Here is a 19,368-nt window from a genome sequence, read left to right on the forward strand (position 1 = left end):
AAAAAGCAAGAACAGATAATAAGCAAAATATTAATATTGTAACTGAAGATAAAACCATGCTAAATTAGGGTGGTTTAAGCGGCAATTGTAGTTGTCGTTAACCGGCAAAGATAATTGTCGTTCAATAGTCAAAGTCTTCAGCCATGTAATATGCTGTGTTAGAGAGCTTTCCAATAACGCGTTTTTTCTTTTCTACAGGAATAATTTTAGCGACTAATTTTTTGCCGCGTGTAATTAAAATTTCCTCACCAGAGGTCGATACTAAATTAATCAGCTTGGGGAAGTTTTGTTTGGCGTCGCCAATACCATAAATATGATGCATAAGACCTCGCTAAATTAAGTGATTCATTTGATCTTTTGCTAATATAGTTGAATATTCCCTGCTTGTCCAAGTTTTTGTTATTTAATGCCTAAAATGCCTAATGCCAGTAAACACCATAGCGATACCATGCTCGTTAGCAGCGTCTATGACCTCTTGATCGCGCATGGAGCCACCTGGTTGGATAATAGCACTTACCCCTGATTTGGCAGCGGCATCTATGCCATCGCGAAACGGGAAGAAGGCATCTGATGCCATCACTGAATGCTCAATGCTTAAGTTAGCATCGTGCGCTTTTTCAATAGCAATTTTGGAGCTAAATACACGACTCATTTGTCCAGCACCAATGCCGATAGTCATATTGTTTTTTGCATACACAATTGCATTTGATTTGACAAATTTAACGACTTTCCAAGCAAATAAAAGGTCTTGTAATTGTTCATCAGTCGGCGCTTTATGAGTGACGATCTTTAATTCATTTTGATCTAGCTGATAAATGTCTTTATCTTGGACTAACAATCCACCTTCAATTTTCTTCAATTCAAGCTCAGCAACATTTGGCTTTTGATCATAACCACAAGCCAATATACGCACATTGGGCTTAGCTGCAAGTGCTTTAAGTGCCAAGTCATCCACTTCAGGGGCAATAATAACTTCAACAAATTGTTGATTAATAATTGTTGGAGCAGTTGTTGCATCAAGCTTTTGATTAAAGGCAATAATGCCGCCAAAGGCTGAGGTTGGATCGGTTTGAAAGGCTTTTTGATAGGCTTCGGTTAATGAGCTTGCCACTGCAACACCACAAGGATTAGCGTGTTTCACAATAACACAAGCAGGTAAGTCAAAGCTTTTGACACACTGTAAAGCGGCATCAGTATCAGCAATATTATTATAAGATAATGCTTTACCTTGTAATTGTGTTGCTTGTGCTACGGATGCATTAGGATAACTAGGCTCAATATATAAGGCAGCTTGCTGGTGAGGATTCTCACCATAGCGCATCACTTTGGCTTTGTTAAACTGTAGATTGATTGTATTTGGAAAGCTCTGCTCTTTCTCACCAGTTGTTGGGTTTAATGTACCTAAATGATTAGCAATCATACCATCGTATTGGGCGGTGTGTTCAAAGACCTTACATGCTAAACTAAAACGTGTCGCAAAGTCTAAAGCGCCATGGTTGTCATTGAGCTTTTGTGTAATGTCGCTATAGTCATTAGGATCACAAATAACGGTAACATCTTGATGGTTTTTTGCCGCTGAGCGCAACATTGTCGGACCGCCAATATCAATGTTCTCGATCGTTTCGCTGAAACTGACATTCGGTTTTTCAATCGTTTGTTTAAATGGATATAAATTGACAACAACTAAATCAATATTGGGAATATCATGTTGCTGCATAACCGCTTGATCGATATCGCGTCTGCCAAGAAGCCCACCATGGATTTTAGGGTGCAGCGTTTTGACACGTCCATCCATCATCTCAGGAAAGCCCGTGTAATCAGACACTTCAATGACGGGGATATCGGCATCTGCTAATAGCTTGGCAGTGCCGCCGGTTGATAATATTTCAATATTGAGTTTTTGCAGTTGCTTGGCAAAGTCAACAATCCCTGTTTTGTCGGAAACACTAAGCAAAGCGCGTTTAATTGATCTCACGAGATTTCGCTCCAGAAGAGTACGTTAAAAGCGAGGTGATTGTATATCAGATAAGCGATATTTTAAAGCTCTTTTCCCCAAGGCTTATTGCTTGGCTGACTACTAAGAGGGTGAGACTGTTTTTTGAATGTCTTTGAATTGATCACTTGTTGTTAGTGATTGCAATAAAGAAGTATTAAGGAGCGTTGACAGCGATTCTTTATGTTCAAATAAACATTGATAACGAATAGTGATATCGATAAGCTCTGGTTTATCAATATTCGGTTGCTCATAAAGACTAATCGTTGTTGATGTCAGCGTGTTTAATTGTGGTTTATTGAGTGTCTTAAGATAGTCAGTAAGCTCTTTGTCTAGCGTGGTTTTTAACTCAGTGATGTTGAGATTTGTATATTGTTCATACGTCACTTTAAATTGAATTTTACCCTTAAAAGGAACCGCAGGTTGTGAATAGTTGATAATAACAGTAGTAATTGCGGTGGCATTTGGGACGCGAATATATTTTCCTTTGGTCTTTTTGTCAGTTGGAGGGTGCTCAGCCAATGTATAATATAGTGGTCCTAAGCGATAGATATATCCTTCTTGACCTTGGACCTCGATATAATCACCCTCACTAAAAAGATCGCGCCACATGATAATAAATGAGCCGATAAAGTTCATAATCGTTTCTTTGTTGACAACAACTAAACCGGCACCTACCAAACCTAATGCAGTGAGAATATGACTAAAATCACTAATCCATATTTTCAGTACGCAAAAGACATAAATAGCAATCAATAGATAACGAAGGCGTGAAAGCTTGCGTTTGAGCTTGGTTGTGTTATCAATTTTTCGTGTAAAATACCATTGTAAAAATCGATATAAAAAATACATTATAACTGCAATAGCGATACTTTGTATTAAGCCAATAATTAAATGATGTGAGAGAAAGTTATAAATTGTCACACTAAACTCCATGTTATCCGGATGTTAAATAGTATAGGTCAGAAATGAAGTTGTGGTAAATGATTTAACTCTGTTCGTTCATCCAAGTCTCTAAAATAACACAAGCGGCAAATGCGTCGACTTTAAGGTGTCGATTTGATTTGTTTTGTACTTCCTCTAGACGCCAACGCGCCTCACGCGTTGAGAAAGTCTCTGAGATTAAATGCACAGGCTTTTGATATCTCAGCTCAATCTTTTGTGCAAAGGCGCGTGCTTCCTCAGTAATCTTGGTTTCTTGATCTTTGGCATCAATCGGAAGCCCTACAATAATATCACTAGGGCGCCATTGTTTAATAATCTTATCAAGCTCACGCCATTCAGGCTCACCTTGTTTCGCGGCAATGGTTGCAATTGGTGTAGCCGTTTTGGTGATCATCTGTCCACTGGCAATTCCTATGCGTGACTTGCCATAATCAAGGCCGATTAATTTAAGCATGACCAAACCTCATAAAGCCGATGATACCTTTGTCATTCTCTTCACGCATAACGATAACAGGGTGTTCAAAGGCATTAACTTGCAAATTAGGCATGGCAATTAAAGATTGCTTTGTTAAGCTATAAGGCATGTTTGATTTATTTAAGTGTTTGTTTATTAGCGATGATTTTAATCAAAGTTGCTGTTGGAGTCATATTAAATGACCAAAAAAATCAAGTTTTTTTAACTAAGCGTAAATCAACTCAGGATTTAGCCGGACTTTGGGAGTTTCCAGGCGGAAAACTTGAAGCTAGTGAGGCGCCACATAATGCACTTAAGCGCGAGCTTAAAGAAGAGGTAGGCATTGATGTTACAAAGTGTGAAGCATTGTTGGTTAAGACACATCACTATCAACATAAATCCGTTGAGCTTCATTGTTTTGTGATTACGCAATATCAAGGAGAAATTGCGCCTCAAGAAGGGCAAGAGGGGAAATGGGTAAATATTGATAAGCTTGATACCGAAATAATGCCTGAAGCAAATCAAGAGATTATTGAGACACTCAAGCAATTTATGTCAACCAAAGTAACTCGTTCACATGCGTGATTATTTACTAAATATTTCAGCAAGAACGCTATAAATATTGCGATGAAACTTAGTTTCAAGTAAGCCCATATTCTTTTTCAAACGGCTTTTATCAATTGTTCTAATTTGATCAAGTGCGACTTCACCTGTTTTTGCTTGATGCTCTATTTGAACACGTGTAGGCCAGCCGCGTAATGACGTTGTCATTGGTGCAACAATCACTGTGTTTAAATGATTATTCATAACATCCGGTGATATTACTAAAACAGGTCTAAAACCTGACTGCTCACTGCCTTTGGTTGGGTCAAGATCAACGCCCCAAACACTAAATCGTTTGATAGCTACCATTGCCATTCGTTCTCATCAAAATTATTATTGCTAAGATCATTCAGATGCAGAGGTTCATGTTTTGCGTTTTGCCATAAACTTACATCATTCCAGCTTGAACGTGGCGTCTTGATCACTTTGACAATGTTAATTTCAATAGTATCGCCAATATGAGCAGATAGTGTTTTTAATTCACTTGCAGGAATGGTGATGCCAACACTGTTACCAATCGCCCTTAATTTAGTTTGCATATGACTTCTCCTGATGATCAAAGTTATAACAATGTTATAATGCGATATTGGTTTTGTCAATGTCGGAAATTCATTGCTGTTTGATAGAATGTCGGTCTATTTTGATGGGTGTATGCAATAGAATCTTACGTGATGATTATGAGCGAATGTATTGCTATGATTGGCTTTATGGCTATTGACTTTTGCCGCGCAAATTAATTGACCAGACATCGGTAACAATATCATTTTCTGTAATATAAAACTGATCAAATAAATTAATGGTTGGATCACAATGTGGTACCACCATTTCAATGATGTCTCCAAGCTTAGGCAATACTTTGCCGGTAACTTTGCCATGCTCATCGCCAAAGTAGTCCCAGTCATAATAAAGATCATCATGACTAATAATCTGTGGCTTGGTAGGATCTTTATAGAGTGCTTTAAGTCCCGCATCAACAGTGACATGTATCTCATGATTAGCACTGATAACTGTGCTTAAAAGCGTCATCGCTGGCAGGAAACTATTGATTGATTCGATATCAAAATACTCTTTATCCATTACGGTATATGAGCCTGGTTGAATTTCCGTGACCGATTGAACATTACAATCTATGGCATAAGTGCCCGTACCGGATCCCGTTTGAATAAGGTTTTTAAGTCCTGTTTGGGCTTCAATTTGCGCTTTAATCTCACCGGCTTTTTTAAGCAGTGATGAAGAAGCCTCTTGGCGTTTGTTATAGCCACTGATATGTTGGAAATGACCGGCATAGCATTGAATGCCTTTTAAATTAAGATGAGATAACTCATTGATATGTCGTGCCAGTGCGATAGCATGCTCAAAGGAGACACCTGTGCGTCCAATGCCAGCATCGATATCAACGATAACATCCATACTTTGCTTTAAGTGATTTAAAGCGAATTGGTTTAATTCTTCAGCATTAGCAAATGAATCACAAACAACCATGGTATCTGGCGCTAGTTGATAAACCTTGCTTAGCATATTAAGTTTATTCTCTGTAACGACAGGGGAAGTGATTAAAATACCCGTAATGCCATGCTCAGCCAAAACAAGTGCTTCACTCACCTTGGTTGCACATATGCCAATGGCACCTTGTTGTTTTTGCAATTTGGCAATTTCAGTACATTTATGCGTTTTGGCGTGAGGGCGCACGGACTTGTGATATTTAAGAGCAAAAGCTTGCATGTCATTGATGTTTTGCAGAAGTTTATCTTTATCAATCACAAGGCAGGGTGTGTTTAGTGTTGATTTATGTTGTCCAATCATAATTTAATCCATCTTTTATATTGTTTAATCGTAATTAGTAAGCAAATAATCTTCCAAATCACTACGAATGTCATTCTCAGAAATGGCAAAATCGCAAGCTGAAGCGCTTGCCTTGTGAACGCTGTTTTTATCTTTGGTGATCAATGGATGCCAATCAGGTAAAGTTTTACCATGATAACGGCGCTTATAGGCGCAAGTCTCAGGTAACCAATGCTGGGCATGCTTTAGGTGATATAGATCCAGTTGCAAACAGTCAGGTACCAGTTGTTTGCGCTTAGGATAATTCGTGCATTGGCAAGTGCTACAATCTAAAAGTTTGCAGGCAACTTTGGTGTAATAGATCTCATCGGTTTCATCATCTTGCAGTTTATGTAGGCAACATAAACCACAGCCATCACAAAGCGCTTCCCATTCAGCATCGTTTAATGCTTTTAATGGATATAAGTGCCAGAAATTATCACGTAAAGACTTAGAAGACATAGTTTTGAGTTGTTAGTGTGTACGTTCAACAGCAATATGCGCTAGTGCAATCAGTGCGTTTTTATATTCAGATTCAGTCAGTATATCTAGCGAATCAATTGCCGATTGAGCAGCTTGTTGCGCTTTGCTAACAGCATACTCAATCGCACCACTGTGCTTGATAATATCAATAATCTTTGCCATCTCTGGATGATGGCCTTGCTCAATCGCTTGACGAATCAGTTGTTGATCTTGAGCTTGTGCATTTTTCAATGCATAAATCACAGGTAGTGTCGTTTTGCCCTCAGCTAAATCATCACCAATATTTTTGCCAAGTGTGTCACTATCGGCAATATAATCAAGCACATCATCTGCAATCTGGAACGCATTACCAAGATGCAGACCGTATTGATGTAATGCTTCTTGCTCTCTGTCACTGGCATCTGCTAGAACACTAGCAACATCACAAGCCGCTTCAAACAGCTTGGCGGTTTTGCAATAAATAACTTGCATATATTGCGCTTCAGTAATATCCGGATTGTTACAGTTTAACAGCTGCAATACTTCTCCTTCCGCGATTTTATTGGTGGCATTTGCTAAGATCTGCATAATTTGCATTTGATTTAACTCAACCATCATTTGAAAGGCGCGCGAGTAAAGAAAATCACCCGTTAGGACTGAAGCGGCATTGCCAAAGACATTATTGGCAGTCTCTTTGCCGCGACGCAATTCAGACTCATCAACCACATCATCATGCAACAGGGTCGCTGTGTGAATAAACTCAATAATAGCTGCGGCTTTGGTGTGATCTTGCCCTTTGTAGTCAAGGGCGCGGGCGACAAGCATCAGTAGCAATGGGCGCAAACGTTTACCACCACTGTGGATAATGTATTGGCTAATTTGATTAATTAAAACGACATTGGAGCTTAATTGGTCAATGATGACTTGATTATTTCGTTGGATGTCATCTGTCGATAACTGTTGAATTTGCTTAAGTGTTAACATTTCTATGATTTGATCTTCAAGTAAGTCGTTGAGGATAATTGTCATTGCTTTTAAGGTCAAGCGAATTACTGGAACTTGCGATGTAAAAAACTACCAAGAATGACGGTAAAAATAAGCGATAAAATAAAGATGCCAACGATGGAGAACCAATGCATAGTGACAAAAATGCTTAATATTTTATGAGTAAAAACTGCCAAAATAGCACTTGGCGCAATCAGACGCAAGCTTAAATTATACAGTGCAGAGAGTTTGATTTTTGTTGCTTTGTGTAATTGATAACTTAATTTCTGTGCATCGCAAATCCAACCGAAAATAAGAATCTCAAGATAAGCGATAAAAAGGATAAGGATAATGATAACATTAGATTGAAGGATGTCGTGTACTGTGTATGCTAATACGTGTTGATAGATAATTGAGGCAGCCAAAAGCAAGATAAAAAACGGCAGATAAACATACCACTTATGCTTTGTGGTTGAAGTGTTTAAGCCCTTAAAGGTTTGGCAAAGCAAGATAGCGGTTGTTAGTAAGCAGAAGAAGAACATGCCAAAGGCTAATAAGTTGAGTGTATAGGCATATTGAAAACCTAATACATCAGAAGCGGATCGACTGCTATTGGTATATAAGCTTTGTATCAGCATAATGATGATGACGGTTATAATGCTGCCAATGACAAACGACCAGCTAAAGCGTCGAATAGAGCATTGTGCATTGAAATACGTGCCAAGTACGGAGTTAACCCCTAAGCCAATGAGTCCTGAAAAGAGCGAAAGACTTAATGCTGATTCCCAGACATCTATTGATGCCAGTAAATGAAAATCAGGTGTGAAAAAAGTACCCGTTGTCAAGCTGGTGTTAAAGGTTACTGCATTCATGATAAATAACCCAATTAAACAGGCAAGACCAAGAGTGGCAAAGGCTGAGCTTAATTTTAAAAAACGCTCGCGTGTCTGTGAGAAGCCAATAATGATCACAATAATGGCGCTAAAAATAATACCAATCAGTAAAGTATAGTTATCAATAAGGTGTAGTGTTTTCTCCGCTGAATGCGTCGTATACCAAAAGCTAGTATAGACAAGACTTGAGCTTGTCACAGATATACGTGCGATCACCATAATTAGTAAAATCGCTGCAAGCACCATCGATAAGAGTCCAATAAAGCGTAAGCGCTGTGAACGTGCAGCAAAATGCAGACTCCCTGTAAGCGGCTTTTTACTTAGAAAGCCAGAGATGGTTTCAGAGACAAAAAGCGGCATGCTAATTAGTATCAGCATAACTGCATAGGCGAAAACAAAGGCAATATTATTGAATGCCTCCGGATAGCGACTAATCTGCCAATAGACAAACACGCCAATACTGGCAGCGACAATGCTTAAAGCGTAGAGTGCTGAACGTATCGTTGTAGTTGGGTTCATGTTAATTCCAGTCATTAGAAAATAAGCTTATGATAACAATAACATTTTGCTTGTCATCTAAAACCGTGCAATATTTAGCGCTATACTGTTTACATAACATTTAATGGAGATTTATTACGATGACGAATTTGCTTTATAGTAAGCGCTACTCATTGATCAATGCATTAAAGGCAGTTGTTGCTAGTGCTATTGCTTATTTGGTGGGACACTTATTGGGTGAATGGCTTAATATTGGACAAATGTATGCATGGATTGTGATTACTGTTTTAGTGATCATGTCAAGTCAGCCGAATTTAGGGGGTGCGTTAGCAAAAGCTAAAATGCGCTTTTTAGCAACATTAATTGTATCATTATGTGCGATTGTTATTATTGTAATCTTTCCACAAATGTGGATCATTCAGTTTATATTAGGGATGGTTCTTATTGCAATCGGTGTCTTTACTGCAACAAACTCTAGTAAATATAGCTATGCTGGTGTTTTGGGCACAATTACGGTCGCAATTATCTTATTTAGTAGTGATGTCAGTTTAGCCGCAGCTTGTTATCGTATACTTGAAGTATTAATTGGCATTGCCATTGCGATTATGGTTAACCGCTACTTTTTCCCTATTCATGCTTATAAGCGCATCAATCAGTCCTTTTGTGATACCGTTAACTGTATTGCTTCATTAAATAATCGACTTTTTGCTGGAGGTGACTATGATGATGTTTTGGTTGAAATCTTTAGTCATTTTTCAAAGCAGATCGCATTACAAAAGGAAATAATACATGAAAAACCAAATATGGATCTTAAGGTATTAAAAGCGACAACACGCCATTTGCGACAGTTATATCGCTATACCAGTGTCATTTATGATTATATTGAAACCTATCCTGAAAAACGGGAGAAATTTCAGCAAAACCCAGCGTTTAAGGCGCTATATGATGAGATAAATTATGCCTTTAACGTTATGAGTACCAGTTTTAAAAAGAATGTTTTTAATCAGGACGAGTATCAACAAATCATTACTAAGTTAGAAGAACTACTTAAGGCATTTAGTCAGTCAATGAGTATTCAGAGCCAGTTGCGTCATGCCAGTGTTGTGATGTTCTCCTTTAAAAAGCTTATTGATACACTGCAGATGATTGAAGAGAATCAAAATGTGCTTAGTGAAAAACGCTATTAATCAGTAGTGCATAGACAAAACAGCTAACACAGAAAAAAACAAACCCGCAGATAACGGCATTAAGATATCGATCTTTTTTGGTGAGAGCTTGACTTTTTTTTATATTTAGGCGAAATAAAGCGCGCGCAGCAAGCCAAGTAATAATCGTTGAGGCTAATAATGAAATTAAAAAGCTAATCAGCATATGATTCCTTAAGGCTTTTGATGAACATAGAAATTTAAGGTGATTTACATGAGTGCGTAACTCCAGTTATTAAATCATTCTTCTTTTATATTTGCTTGCCATAAACATAATAATTGCCGCGACGAGCGCAAACAAGCCAATTTTTAAAAATGAATCAAGTTTAATCTAGCTTAGAGAATAATATAGCTTAGCACCAATTCCACCATGTTGTTTAAGAAGCTCAGCGGCTTTGTCTGTCACAAACTCAATGCTTGCACCACCGGCAACGGTGTCCACTATGAGCTCATCAAACTGCTCTGAATCAATAGGGTATGGCAATATAAGTTTTTTGACATTGTGATTTGCTAATGCGCGTTTAACATCTTGAGTTTCAATGACAGCAGGTCCTCGGCGGTTATGACGAGATATTAGCTCTTCAACTGCTTCAAGATCATGTTCAGCTTCATAAGCTTCCATGGTAGGTAGCAGATCTTTTGCAATATCATGTGCATTTGTTTTATGATCAATAGACTCAATAGCAACCACGGCATCTTGTACACTATGGTGTAGTGCATTAACGATGGCATGCGCCTGTCGATGATTGCCACCGAAGATGATACGTTCACAATCATCATCCTCTGCAAAATAGTGATTGATTGCATCAGCAACTTCCTTAGTAAAGCGTCTTTCTAGCTCAGGCGTCATTTGTAAGTTAGTAATAGCCGCTTCTTTTTGACCAAACTGTTGTGCAAGTTTAGGTTCTATCTCAATTGAAAATTCATGGTTTGCACGCGTTAAGAAGATTTCAATAAAGCGTACATTATGTCCGGAAGGAATAACGATTAGATATTTTTTATACTGGTCAATAGCAAAAAGGAGCTGCTTAATTTGTGGTATCCCATAATATAGTTTGGTCTGTGTAGGGATGGGCAAGGGTAACTCAATTACGTCATTGTGATCAGAGAATAAAGCAACGGATCTGCCACTAATGTTGCGAGGCTCAAGACTTTGCATGATCATTTCCTCGGTATTAGCCCATTTTGATTGGACACAATAACGCTTTAATTTATCAGCAGGGAGGGTGTCCATTAATTGTTTGTCTTCATTTTTAAGCTCAATTTGCCAAGCAGGCGTTGCCTTTTGATTATTTTGGTTTCTAGGGTCAATATTGACGTAGGCGGAAAGTATTGGTGTTTCTTTATAATCATGAGTGGCGATAAAGTTTTTCAGCGTATGTAGTACATCGTTAAGTTTTGATTTCATAATATCCATATCCTTTTTTGGTTAAATGCAAATGTGAGTATAGCAGCAGATGAAGTGCTGTGAATGAAAAAGTAAAAAAATTAGATTAACGAACATATTGAGCAATATTAATCATCTGATCATTTTGAATCTGCTTGGCATTGTGGCGCATAAATTGGAATGACGCATTTTAGGGAAGGTGCGCAATCTCAGTCATAAATAGTTTTAATATAGCTATAAGCTAAGCAAATTTCCCTCAATCACAATATTAGGATACATTTTGTTCAGTAAAAGGTTTTGTCTTACCAAAATACAACAGGAGCAAACATGAAATCTAATCTGAAACATCTCTCATCATTATTTGCATTAGCCCTTATTGGCTGTGGTGGTGGAGGTTCATCAGGTGGTGATAGTCCAGCACCATCGCCAGTCAAGGCACAACTAAAAGCACAAGAAGCCATTAAAGCGCCTAAGGTGATTCAATCTGGTAAAACAAGTGTGTTGTCTTATACCGTTACTAATCCTAGTGTTGAGCAAATGAAGCTTGGCGCTATTGGTAAGGCAACGAGTAATACAGCTGTTGCAATTAAAGGTTTTGAGACACCTGAGACAGATGGGGTCAAGCTGACTTATGATTTGAGCTTACCACAAAATACGTGCTTTGATGATAAAGGACAAGGTCAACTGCTACAAGCAGGCGATCAATGTAATATTGCATTTCTAGCAAAATTAGATGATCAAGTCGATCATGAGACCGATAAACATTTAACCCTATCAGTAAAAACATCCGATAACGCAGAAGATCTCAATATTCAGAAAGTGTTAAAGTTCGTTCCTCAAAATGATTCACGTTTAATTGATTTATCACAATCGACAAAAACAAGCGATTATCTTAAGCCAGGTTCAAAGGTAACCATTGATGTGCATAATAATTCATCAGTAACAATTAATGCACTGGATATCCAATTACCACAGTGGTTAAAAGATATTGCTTTAAATCTATCTTCTCAGCAAATAGATGAATTGCATAGTGGAGAGGACTTTAGTGTTGCTTTTGATTTAGCTGTCGATCAAAAAACGATAGATACATTGAAAGCACATCAAGATGATACGATTGATATCATTATTGAGGCAGCTAATGCCAAAGAGAATCACATGATTGATATGAAAGTTTCAACGTCAATTGTAAAGAGCAATGATGTCACATTTGAATCACCTGCAACACAAACTATAACATATACTAATGATACGGATGTTGATTTGCAGATGGGTGTTTTTACACTTGAGAATATTGCCGATAACAGTGTGATGGTTGAAAATAATAACTGTCAACAAACACTTGCGGCTCACGCATCATGTGATATCACCTTAAAGGCGCGTGATAATGCGCATGTTGATGACTATGCAAAACCTGCATATATGACGCTTCACTATGCTACAGATAGCGGCGTTGAGTTAAGTGCTCAAAATATGATAACTATCGATCCCGTTAATGTTGCCATTGAAGAGGATGTGCAGGCAAAACAAGGTGAGAGCTTTGAGATTAATGTGACAAATAACGGACCATTTAGTGCTTACTTGCCAGAGATGTCTTATTTCACGATGACACAGCAAAATCAAAATGTGGCAGGTTTAACGATCGATCCTGCATCGGGTTGCTTTAACACAACGCTTGTCGCAGGTGATTCATGTCAAGTGAAGATAAACACAACAGAAGATGTGATGCCAGGCGGATATACTTTGCATATTGATCAAGCAAACAATATGGCGTCAGCAGTGAGTGAATCGTTTTATATCAAATCTTTAGACGTCAGTCTTATTGTTGAAGCGGATGAAGGCTCATCGCAGTCAAATATGGGGGCTGTCAAATTGACCAATAATGGTGAAGTAAAGATTGATAATATTGAGCTTGATCGCAGTGCTTTGCCTGAGAATGTAATACTCTACAATGGTGTTAATGGAAACTCAAGCTATGGGACAACATGGTGTACAGCTGAGCTTTGCCCAAATTACTGTGAGGTGAATGATGGCACAATAAACTTGGCAAAAGGCAAATCCTGCTCCTTGTACATGTATAGCTCAAGTGACGTGGATGTAAATCAATCTAAGCTCACTGTTAATGCACTAGGTCAAACATATGATTTTAATCTCGCAAAACATAAAGCCTTGTATGTTGAAATGCCAGATATGTCGAAATATTATGCGCTTTATCATATGGACAATAATGGCGTTAATTCTGATAATATTAAAAAATATTTACGCTCAGGTCAAATTGATCAATTATATTGGTTAGCGAATGATACAGATCATAATATACTTGCTGCGATAACTGAAGATGGGGCTCCTTGGGCGAGACAAAAGCATTTCGAATTATTAAAAAATGTTAGTGGAACTTGGGTTAATCTTAATTTCCCAGACAATAAATATAACTACCTTGGTGTTAGAGCAATAGCAAGTAACCAAGGTGACATTCATGTGTTTGTATCAGACAAATCATTTAGCAAACTTATTATGCTAGTTGGTAAGCTTGAAGATTCAACTTATGCATGGCATGAAGTTTTTTCGATAGATGAAGCGGTAGAATCGATAGATGATATAAATGCTTGGTTAGACCAATATAATAACCATTATATGGTGGATCATAAAAATAATGCATTTACTAAGATTGATGCGTTAGGAGGGATGGCACCGCTATACTTGTCGGAAACGCCTTTAGAGCAAAGCTTTTATTTTAAGCATGATGACTATTTGGCTGTTATAGATACTGAGAAAATGGATTCATCACAAGGTCGTATTAGCTTGGTTAATTATCAAACGCAGCCAGCAGAATATGAAGGAGACCAGATAATTAATCACCCTGCCGCATCTTATTTGTTTCCAAACTATTACAAGACAATCGAATCAGTGCAAGTAATTCCAGATAGTATGTCTTTTTATGTCTTAGTTGATGCTGGACATATGCATAAAACGCTTGCTCAATGTGATATTGACTATGATTATGGACACTTCGGTGATGAGATGCATTGCCACGAGTTAACTGATATCCCAGCAACAGCAGTGACGGCTAATGAACTAAAAGTTATTGATAACTCAGTTTGGCTTATTGGCGAGAAGATTAAAAAAGGTAGTTCACATGACAATCAATTATCACTTTTTGAATATGTTGATAGTCAGTGGCAAGAGCACAATTATTCGTCGCCATCTTTTACTAAAGGCTACCAGATCACTCAGTTAGGATATCAATACACTTATCCAGTGGTTCAATAGTTAATGTTTTCCTCTTATCGCCATCATAAATCACAAAATGATTTATGATGACTGGATTTAATGAATGCGTGATTTCTATACTTATGTTGCAAAGATAGATGACAGCTTATAATTTTAATAGTTTTTTATTAAATCTTTGATATGCTTATCGGTCTATATTGGTTATCAGGGAATTTATATGACTCACATTGAGACTCAACCGAAATCACTTTATTACGCCATTGCGCTTAACGTTTGGGAGTACTTTAGTTACTACGGAATGCGTGCGCTATTGGTGCTTTATTTAACACAAAAATTATTATTTACTGATAATCATGCTTATGCACTATATGGTGCGTATACAGCACTTGTTTATGTCACACCTATTATCGGGGGTGCGATTGCGGATCGTTATTTGGGATATTACTGGGCAACCTTTTTGGGGGCTGCAACCATGGTGGCAGGACATCTAGTGCTTGGCTTAGATGGTGGCGGTTTGTATTTTGGTTTAGCACTTATTATTTGTGGTTATGGTCTGTTTAAAACCAATGTATCTTGTTTGTTGGGTGCAACATACTCAAGAGAGCACACCAAGCGCGATAGTGGCTTTGCATTGATGTATGTTGGCGGCAACATTGGGTCTTTTATTTCACCGATTTTATGTGCATGGGCGGCACAAGTGTGGGGTTGGCATTATGGCTTCTTATTAGCGGCGATTGGCATGGCAATTGGCTTGATGATATTCATAACAGGGCGTAAGCACTTTATTGCAGGTAATGATCCGCAGTGGAATGCATTAAAAGAGAAAGGGATATTAAGCATCAAAGTGCTACCAATTACGGTGTTATTAATCGTAGTTGCTGCGGTGTTTTTTAGCTTTGCTTTGTATTATTTATTTGCCGGTTGGATATTGTTAGCATGTGTTATCGTCAGTCTTTACTTCTTGTTTTTCTTATTTATTAAGCTTGAGGGTAAAGATAAAAGATCATTGTTGGCAATTTGCTTTTTTATGATATTTGGCTTGATATTCTGGGCATTTGATCAGCAAGGTGGTAGCTCGATTAGCTTATTTATTGAGCGCAATGTCATTCGCGAGTTTGATGGATTTACCATTCCCGCTGCGGCATTTCAATCGATTAATCCCTTTGCGATTTTAATCGGTGGTGTGATTATGTCACAAGTTTGGTATTGGTTGATCAAAGCAGGTGTTAGATTAAGTGCGTTATTTAAAATCACCTTTGGTTTGTTATTTCTAACCTTTGGCTTCTTTATGATTATGATGGGAGCGAAAATTGCAGCGACTACCGACGGACATGCTTCAATGATGTGGGTTGTTGTTGGTATGGCGGTTATTGGCTTTGCTGAGTTATTTGTTGATCCGGTTGCATTATCTGAAATCACACGCTTAAATCCAGGTGGTTCGGTCGGCTTTCTAGCAGGTCTTTATATGTTGATCACGGGATCTATTGCTAATTATGCTGCAGCCGAAATTGCCACCTTAACAAGTGTTGAAACCGTCAAAACAGCGGGTGACTTTTTAGTTAAAAGTGCTAGTAATTACTATAATGTCTTTGGTGCAATTACCAAAGTTTCAGCAATTGCTTGTATAGTATTGATCATTATCTCTGTTGTAATGTATTTTCTTAGAAAGAGAAACGCCTAAAGATATCTAAAAATTAGTGCGCTGTATTTGCAATCTGAGGACTTATTTCATATAGCTCGGGCTATGACCATATTACTGCCCACTTTGATTTTGTAAGCGTTGGCTGAGCGTAAGTCGAAGCCTCTATGAAGTGTGACTTCCCTAAGCTTACCCTTCGACTTACGCTCAGGGTGCGGTGAGCAATTACGGGTGGTATATACCCATCAGGAATCATTCTACAGTGTTTGCTTGTAAAGTAGTCTGCGATGATTTTGATAAGTTGAGTTGTAGGTAATAGCTGGGACTATTGCCAAAACTCAACTTAATTAAAGGCGCGCAAAATGCGCAGCAAAAAACTCTGTAAAATGGTTTGTGATGGGTATAAAATAGATCAACTTCAATCAAGGTGATTTTTCATGATTCCAGCAAAGCTTGTTTTACAGACTGGGGAAGTATTCGAGGGCAAAGTACCAACATGGGTTAAAGGCATTAATTACGGAGAGATTGTATTTAATACTGGCATGGTAGGGTATACAGAAGTATTAACTGATCCGTCATACAAAGGGCAGATTGTCTGCTTTACCTATCCGATGATTGGTAACTATGGTGTTGAAGGACAGGCTCACTGGGAGTCTGATCAGATCCATGCTGCGGGTATTATCGTTTCAGAGTTAGCGCCTTTTTATGCGCGTGTTCAAGGAGAAACATCATTACAAGCATGGTGTGAGAAATATAACACACCGATTATTGCTGATATTGACACACGTGCTTTAACGAAAGTGTTGCGCCATCATGGTGTTGTTTCAGGTGCGATTGTTGTCGGTGAAGAGCTACCGAAAAAGTATCCCAATATTAGTGAGCTTGACTTAGTTGCTGACGTGACGATTGATAAGCCTGTTGTGCATGGCGCAGGTGATAAAACAGTCATCGTTGTTGATTGTGGTATGAAGGCGAATATTTGGCGTTACCTGTGTGAGTATTCTAATTTGACGTTGAAGCGTGTGCCTTATGATTATGATTACACCAAAGAGTCTTATGATGGTGTGTTCATTTCAAATGGTCCAGGCGATCCAGCGCGTTGCCAAACCACGGCTAAGGTATTAAAAGAAGCAATGACAAAAGCACCACAAAAACCGATTTTTGGTATTTGTTTAGGTTCACAAATTATGGGTATTGCGATTGGTGCGAAAACCTATAAGCTTAAATTTGGGCATCGCGCGCAGAATCATCCTTGTTTATTAGAAGGAAGTAACCGTAGTTATCTAACGTCACAAAACCATGGCTTTGCAGTAGATGAATCAACGATGCCTGAGAATTGGGAAGTTTGGTTTAGAAATCTTAACGACAATACGATTCAAGGAATTAAACACAAAGAGTTGCCATACTCATCAGTGCAATTCCATCCTGAGGCAGGACCAGGTCCTGTTGATACGGCATGGCTCTTTGATCGATTTGTTGAGCAGCTGTAGGTGGTGATATGACGCAAACGACGATTGAACTGAAGTTATTGCGCCCCGAACTTTTCGCCGCACTTCCTGATTACGGTACAACAGGTTCAGCAGCGATTGATCTTAGCGCTGCCATTGAGCAAGATATTCAATTAAGTCCTGGACAATGTGAGTTGATACCAACAGGTATTGCGATCCACATTGCAGATGCGGGACTTGCTGGCATGATTTTGCCGCGATCTGGTTTGGGGCATAAGAAAGGATTGATCTTAGGCAATAGTGTTGGCTTGATTGATTCAGACTATCAAGGAGAGTTAATGGTTTCTTGTTGGAATCGATCAAATGATGTTATCACCATTGAGTCATTAATGCGTTTTGCGCAATTGGTCATTGTTCCCGTAGTCCAAGCTAACTTTGTTGCGGTTGAAGAGTTTGGTGGTCAAAGCGTGCGTGGTGTGGGTGGTTTTGGTCATACTGGGGTATAAACAAACTTGTCGCAAGCTAGGTGCTTTGTTACACTAACTGCGTCAGTCAACAAAAGGATTAAACAGATATGATCTGGACAGTACCAAATATATTAACCATGCTACGGATATTGCTTATTCCTTTTTTAGTTGTGGCATTTTATGTGCCTTTTCCGCACCATCATGGAGTTAGTGCAACTTTGTTTTTATTAGCAGCACTAACTGATTGGTTGGATGGATTTCTCGCACGTTACTTTCAGCAGACAACAAAGCTTGGTGCCTTCTTAGATCCAGTTGCAGATAAGTTAATGGTGGCAACTGCACTTGGACTGTTGATCGCACTTTATCCGTATCCATGGGTGGCGTTACCTGCGATTATTATTATTTGTCGCGAGATTATCGTGTCAGCGTTACGTGAATGGATGGCAGAAATTGGTCAACGTTCCGTGGTTAAGGTCTCTTTTGTTGGTAAAGTAAAAACTGCAGCACAAATGGCAGCGATTTTTATTTTATTATTAAAGCCGAAAGATCTCGGTAATATCTGGGTTATTTTAGGATTTATATTATTATATATCGCCGTTATTCTAACGGTTTACTCTATGTGGTTATATCTATCAGCTGCCTACAAGGCGATTAAAGCCAGCGGTGCTATTAAAGATTAGCGCTCAAGTGTGTTAGGTTAAATCTCGAAAAATTCTAATAGATCAACACTAGGTGTTGAATATTTCTTGAAAATAGTGCATGATTCACACGCTTATTTTATTGGGTGCTTATAAAAGCGCTAAAAGTTGAAGATATAGAAAATATAGAAGATATAGAGAGATTTAAACAAGCAATGGCAAAAGAAGATTGTATTGAATTAGAAGGTACGGTAGTTGAAACATTACCAAACACCATGTTTCGCGTTGAGCTTGAGAATGGGCATATTGTTACGGCACATATTTCAGGGAAAATGCGTAAAAACTATATTCGTATTTTGACAGGGGATAAGGTCACTGTTGAAATGACACCTTATGATTTAACTAAAGGTCGTATTAAGTTCCGTAATAAATAAGTACCTATGCAAATATTATCAGGTATTTTTTAGATTCTCGGATTAAGTCCGAGAATGGTGGCGATTTGTCATGCTCAGACTTGACCCAATTATACATTACTACCAAGAAACAATTGTTTAAGTACTGAGGTTACGGACTTTTTCCATTTCAACACCCCGCCTCGCAAGCTTGGCACCCCTCTTGCAAAGAGGGGAATATAAAATAACCCTTGCCTAATTCCCCTCTTTGCAAGAGGGGTGGCAGCCGTAGGCTGACGGGGTGTTTATAA

Annotated in this window: 19 protein-coding genes; 8 read left to right on the forward strand and 11 right to left on the reverse strand. The window is 38.4% G+C overall.

The genetic code is table 11. The features are described 5' to 3' along the window. Positions 1–121: 121 nt before the first annotated feature. From IE867_RS11320 to ruvX, 4 genes are all read right to left on the reverse strand, one after another. Entirely contained in the window at positions 122–322 is a 201-nt protein-coding gene (locus tag IE867_RS11320; protein WP_192484829.1) for a type II toxin-antitoxin system Phd/YefM family antitoxin, read from the reverse strand. 81 nt (positions 323–403) lie between these two features. After that, positions 404–1,975, reverse strand: a complete 1,572-nt coding sequence (gene purH, locus IE867_RS11325) for a bifunctional phosphoribosylaminoimidazolecarboxamide formyltransferase/IMP cyclohydrolase (protein ID WP_192484830.1) — start codon at positions 1,973–1,975, stop codon at positions 404–406. A gap of 102 nt (positions 1,976–2,077) precedes the next feature. Continuing rightward, positions 2,078–2,917, reverse strand: coding sequence for a mechanosensitive ion channel family protein (locus IE867_RS11330; protein ID WP_192484831.1), 840 nt, complete (start codon positions 2,915–2,917; stop codon positions 2,078–2,080). Positions 2,918–2,981: 64 nt separating this feature from the next. Beyond that, complete coding sequence (ruvX, locus tag IE867_RS11335; protein WP_192484832.1) at positions 2,982–3,392, reverse strand: Holliday junction resolvase RuvX; 411 nt, start codon at positions 3,390–3,392, stop codon at positions 2,982–2,984. A 111-nt stretch (positions 3,393–3,503) separates the two neighbouring features. Here ruvX and mutT point away from each other — a divergent pair, with 111 nt between their 5' ends. After that, entirely contained in the window at positions 3,504–3,977 is a 474-nt protein-coding gene (mutT, locus tag IE867_RS11340) for an 8-oxo-dGTP diphosphatase MutT (protein ID WP_203249916.1), read from the forward strand. Here the strand turns inward: mutT and IE867_RS11345 are convergent, their stop codons facing one another. The 6 genes from IE867_RS11345 to IE867_RS11370 form a co-directional block, all read right to left on the reverse strand. Continuing rightward, positions 3,978–4,310 (reverse strand): type II toxin-antitoxin system PemK/MazF family toxin, encoded by a 333-nt coding sequence (locus IE867_RS11345; RefSeq protein WP_192484833.1) that lies wholly within the window; start codon positions 4,308–4,310, stop codon positions 3,978–3,980. Next, positions 4,298–4,534 carry an AbrB/MazE/SpoVT family DNA-binding domain-containing protein gene (locus IE867_RS11350; RefSeq protein ID WP_192484834.1) on the reverse strand — a complete coding sequence of 79 codons (237 nt, stop codon included), beginning with the start codon at positions 4,532–4,534 and terminating at the stop codon, positions 4,298–4,300. The genes IE867_RS11345 and IE867_RS11350 overlap by 13 nt, the downstream gene beginning before the upstream one ends. Positions 4,535–4,706: 172 nt before the next feature. Continuing rightward, positions 4,707–5,798: a DSD1 family PLP-dependent enzyme gene (locus IE867_RS11355; RefSeq protein ID WP_192484835.1), complete on the reverse strand. Its 1,092-nt coding sequence runs from the start codon at positions 5,796–5,798 to the stop codon at positions 4,707–4,709. A 24-nt stretch (positions 5,799–5,822) separates the two neighbouring features. Further along, positions 5,823–6,278 (reverse strand): YcgN family cysteine cluster protein, encoded by a 456-nt coding sequence (locus IE867_RS11360; RefSeq protein ID WP_192484836.1) that lies wholly within the window; start codon positions 6,276–6,278, stop codon positions 5,823–5,825. 12 nt (positions 6,279–6,290) lie between these two features. Next, a complete protein-coding gene (gene ispB / locus IE867_RS11365; protein ID WP_192484859.1) occupies positions 6,291–7,262 on the reverse strand; it encodes an octaprenyl diphosphate synthase in 972 nt (323 codons plus the stop codon). Between the two features lie 65 nt (positions 7,263–7,327). Further along, positions 7,328–8,674 carry an SLC5/6 family protein gene (locus IE867_RS11370; protein WP_192484837.1) on the reverse strand — a complete coding sequence of 449 codons (1,347 nt, stop codon included), beginning with the start codon at positions 8,672–8,674 and terminating at the stop codon, positions 7,328–7,330. Between the two features lie 119 nt (positions 8,675–8,793). On the opposite strand from IE867_RS11370, the gene IE867_RS11375 reads away from it, so the two are divergent. Further along, the gene (locus IE867_RS11375; protein WP_192484838.1) at positions 8,794–9,840 is read left to right on the forward strand and encodes an FUSC family protein; all 1,047 of its coding nucleotides are present in this window, start codon (positions 8,794–8,796) and stop codon (positions 9,838–9,840) included. Between the two features lie 349 nt (positions 9,841–10,189). Here the strand turns inward: IE867_RS11375 and IE867_RS11380 are convergent, their stop codons facing one another. Beyond that, positions 10,190–11,266, reverse strand: a complete 1,077-nt coding sequence (locus tag IE867_RS11380; RefSeq protein WP_192484839.1) for a baeRF10 domain-containing protein — start codon at positions 11,264–11,266, stop codon at positions 10,190–10,192. A 306-nt stretch (positions 11,267–11,572) separates the two neighbouring features. Here IE867_RS11380 and IE867_RS11385 point away from each other — a divergent pair, with 306 nt between their 5' ends. From IE867_RS11385 to infA, 6 genes are all read left to right on the forward strand, one after another. Further along, on the forward strand, positions 11,573–14,512 hold the full coding sequence (locus IE867_RS11385; protein WP_192484840.1) for a hypothetical protein: 2,940 nt from the start codon (positions 11,573–11,575) through the stop codon (positions 14,510–14,512). A gap of 178 nt (positions 14,513–14,690) precedes the next feature. Then, entirely contained in the window at positions 14,691–16,154 is a 1,464-nt protein-coding gene (locus IE867_RS11390) for a peptide MFS transporter (protein WP_192484841.1), read from the forward strand. 395 nt (positions 16,155–16,549) lie between these two features. Continuing rightward, a complete protein-coding gene (gene carA, locus IE867_RS11395; protein WP_192484842.1) occupies positions 16,550–17,602 on the forward strand; it encodes a glutamine-hydrolyzing carbamoyl-phosphate synthase small subunit in 1,053 nt (350 codons plus the stop codon). Positions 17,603–17,610: 8 nt separating this feature from the next. Next, entirely contained in the window at positions 17,611–18,066 is a 456-nt protein-coding gene (dut, locus tag IE867_RS11400; RefSeq protein WP_192484843.1) for a dUTP diphosphatase, read from the forward strand. Between the two features lie 68 nt (positions 18,067–18,134). Then, positions 18,135–18,707, forward strand: a complete 573-nt coding sequence (gene pgsA, locus IE867_RS11405; protein ID WP_192484844.1) for a CDP-diacylglycerol--glycerol-3-phosphate 3-phosphatidyltransferase — start codon at positions 18,135–18,137, stop codon at positions 18,705–18,707. Between the two features lie 173 nt (positions 18,708–18,880). Next, the gene (gene infA / locus IE867_RS11410; protein ID WP_117003346.1) at positions 18,881–19,099 is read left to right on the forward strand and encodes a translation initiation factor IF-1; all 219 of its coding nucleotides are present in this window, start codon (positions 18,881–18,883) and stop codon (positions 19,097–19,099) included. Positions 19,100–19,368: the final 269 nt, after the last annotated feature.

Source organism: Cysteiniphilum marinum, assembly GCF_014857925.1.
GTDB lineage: Bacteria > Pseudomonadota > Gammaproteobacteria > Francisellales > Francisellaceae > Caedibacter > Caedibacter marinus.

Excerpts from the sequence above, each read along its gene's own strand:
- IE867_RS11320 (WP_192484829.1), bottom strand. The coding sequence starts at position 322 with ATGCATCATATTTATGGTATTGGCGACGCCAAACAAAACTTCCCCAAG.
- ruvX (WP_192484832.1), bottom strand. The coding sequence starts at position 3,392 with ATGCTTAAATTAATCGGCCTTGATTATGGCAAGTCACGCATAGGAATT.
- IE867_RS11345 (WP_192484833.1), bottom strand. The coding sequence starts at position 4,310 with ATGGCAATGGTAGCTATCAAACGATTTAGTGTTTGGGGCGTTGATCTT.
- IE867_RS11350 (WP_192484834.1), bottom strand. The coding sequence starts at position 4,534 with ATGCAAACTAAATTAAGGGCGATTGGTAACAGTGTTGGCATCACCATT.
- IE867_RS11355 (WP_192484835.1), bottom strand. The coding sequence starts at position 5,798 with ATGATTGGACAACATAAATCAACACTAAACACACCCTGCCTTGTGATT.
- IE867_RS11360 (WP_192484836.1), bottom strand. The coding sequence starts at position 6,278 with ATGTCTTCTAAGTCTTTACGTGATAATTTCTGGCACTTATATCCATTA.
- ispB (WP_192484859.1), bottom strand. The coding sequence starts at position 7,262 with ATGTTAACACTTAAGCAAATTCAACAGTTATCGACAGATGACATCCAA.
- IE867_RS11370 (WP_192484837.1), bottom strand. The coding sequence starts at position 8,674 with ATGAACCCAACTACAACGATACGTTCAGCACTCTACGCTTTAAGCATT.
- IE867_RS11375 (WP_192484838.1), top strand. The coding sequence starts at position 8,794 with ATGACGAATTTGCTTTATAGTAAGCGCTACTCATTGATCAATGCATTA.
- IE867_RS11380 (WP_192484839.1), bottom strand. The coding sequence starts at position 11,266 with ATGAAATCAAAACTTAACGATGTACTACATACGCTGAAAAACTTTATC.
- IE867_RS11385 (WP_192484840.1), top strand. The coding sequence starts at position 11,573 with ATGAAATCTAATCTGAAACATCTCTCATCATTATTTGCATTAGCCCTT.
- IE867_RS11390 (WP_192484841.1), top strand. The coding sequence starts at position 14,691 with ATGACTCACATTGAGACTCAACCGAAATCACTTTATTACGCCATTGCG.
- carA (WP_192484842.1), top strand. The coding sequence starts at position 16,550 with ATGATTCCAGCAAAGCTTGTTTTACAGACTGGGGAAGTATTCGAGGGC.
- dut (WP_192484843.1), top strand. The coding sequence starts at position 17,611 with ATGACGCAAACGACGATTGAACTGAAGTTATTGCGCCCCGAACTTTTC.
- pgsA (WP_192484844.1), top strand. The coding sequence starts at position 18,135 with ATGATCTGGACAGTACCAAATATATTAACCATGCTACGGATATTGCTT.
- infA (WP_117003346.1), top strand. The coding sequence starts at position 18,881 with ATGGCAAAAGAAGATTGTATTGAATTAGAAGGTACGGTAGTTGAAACA.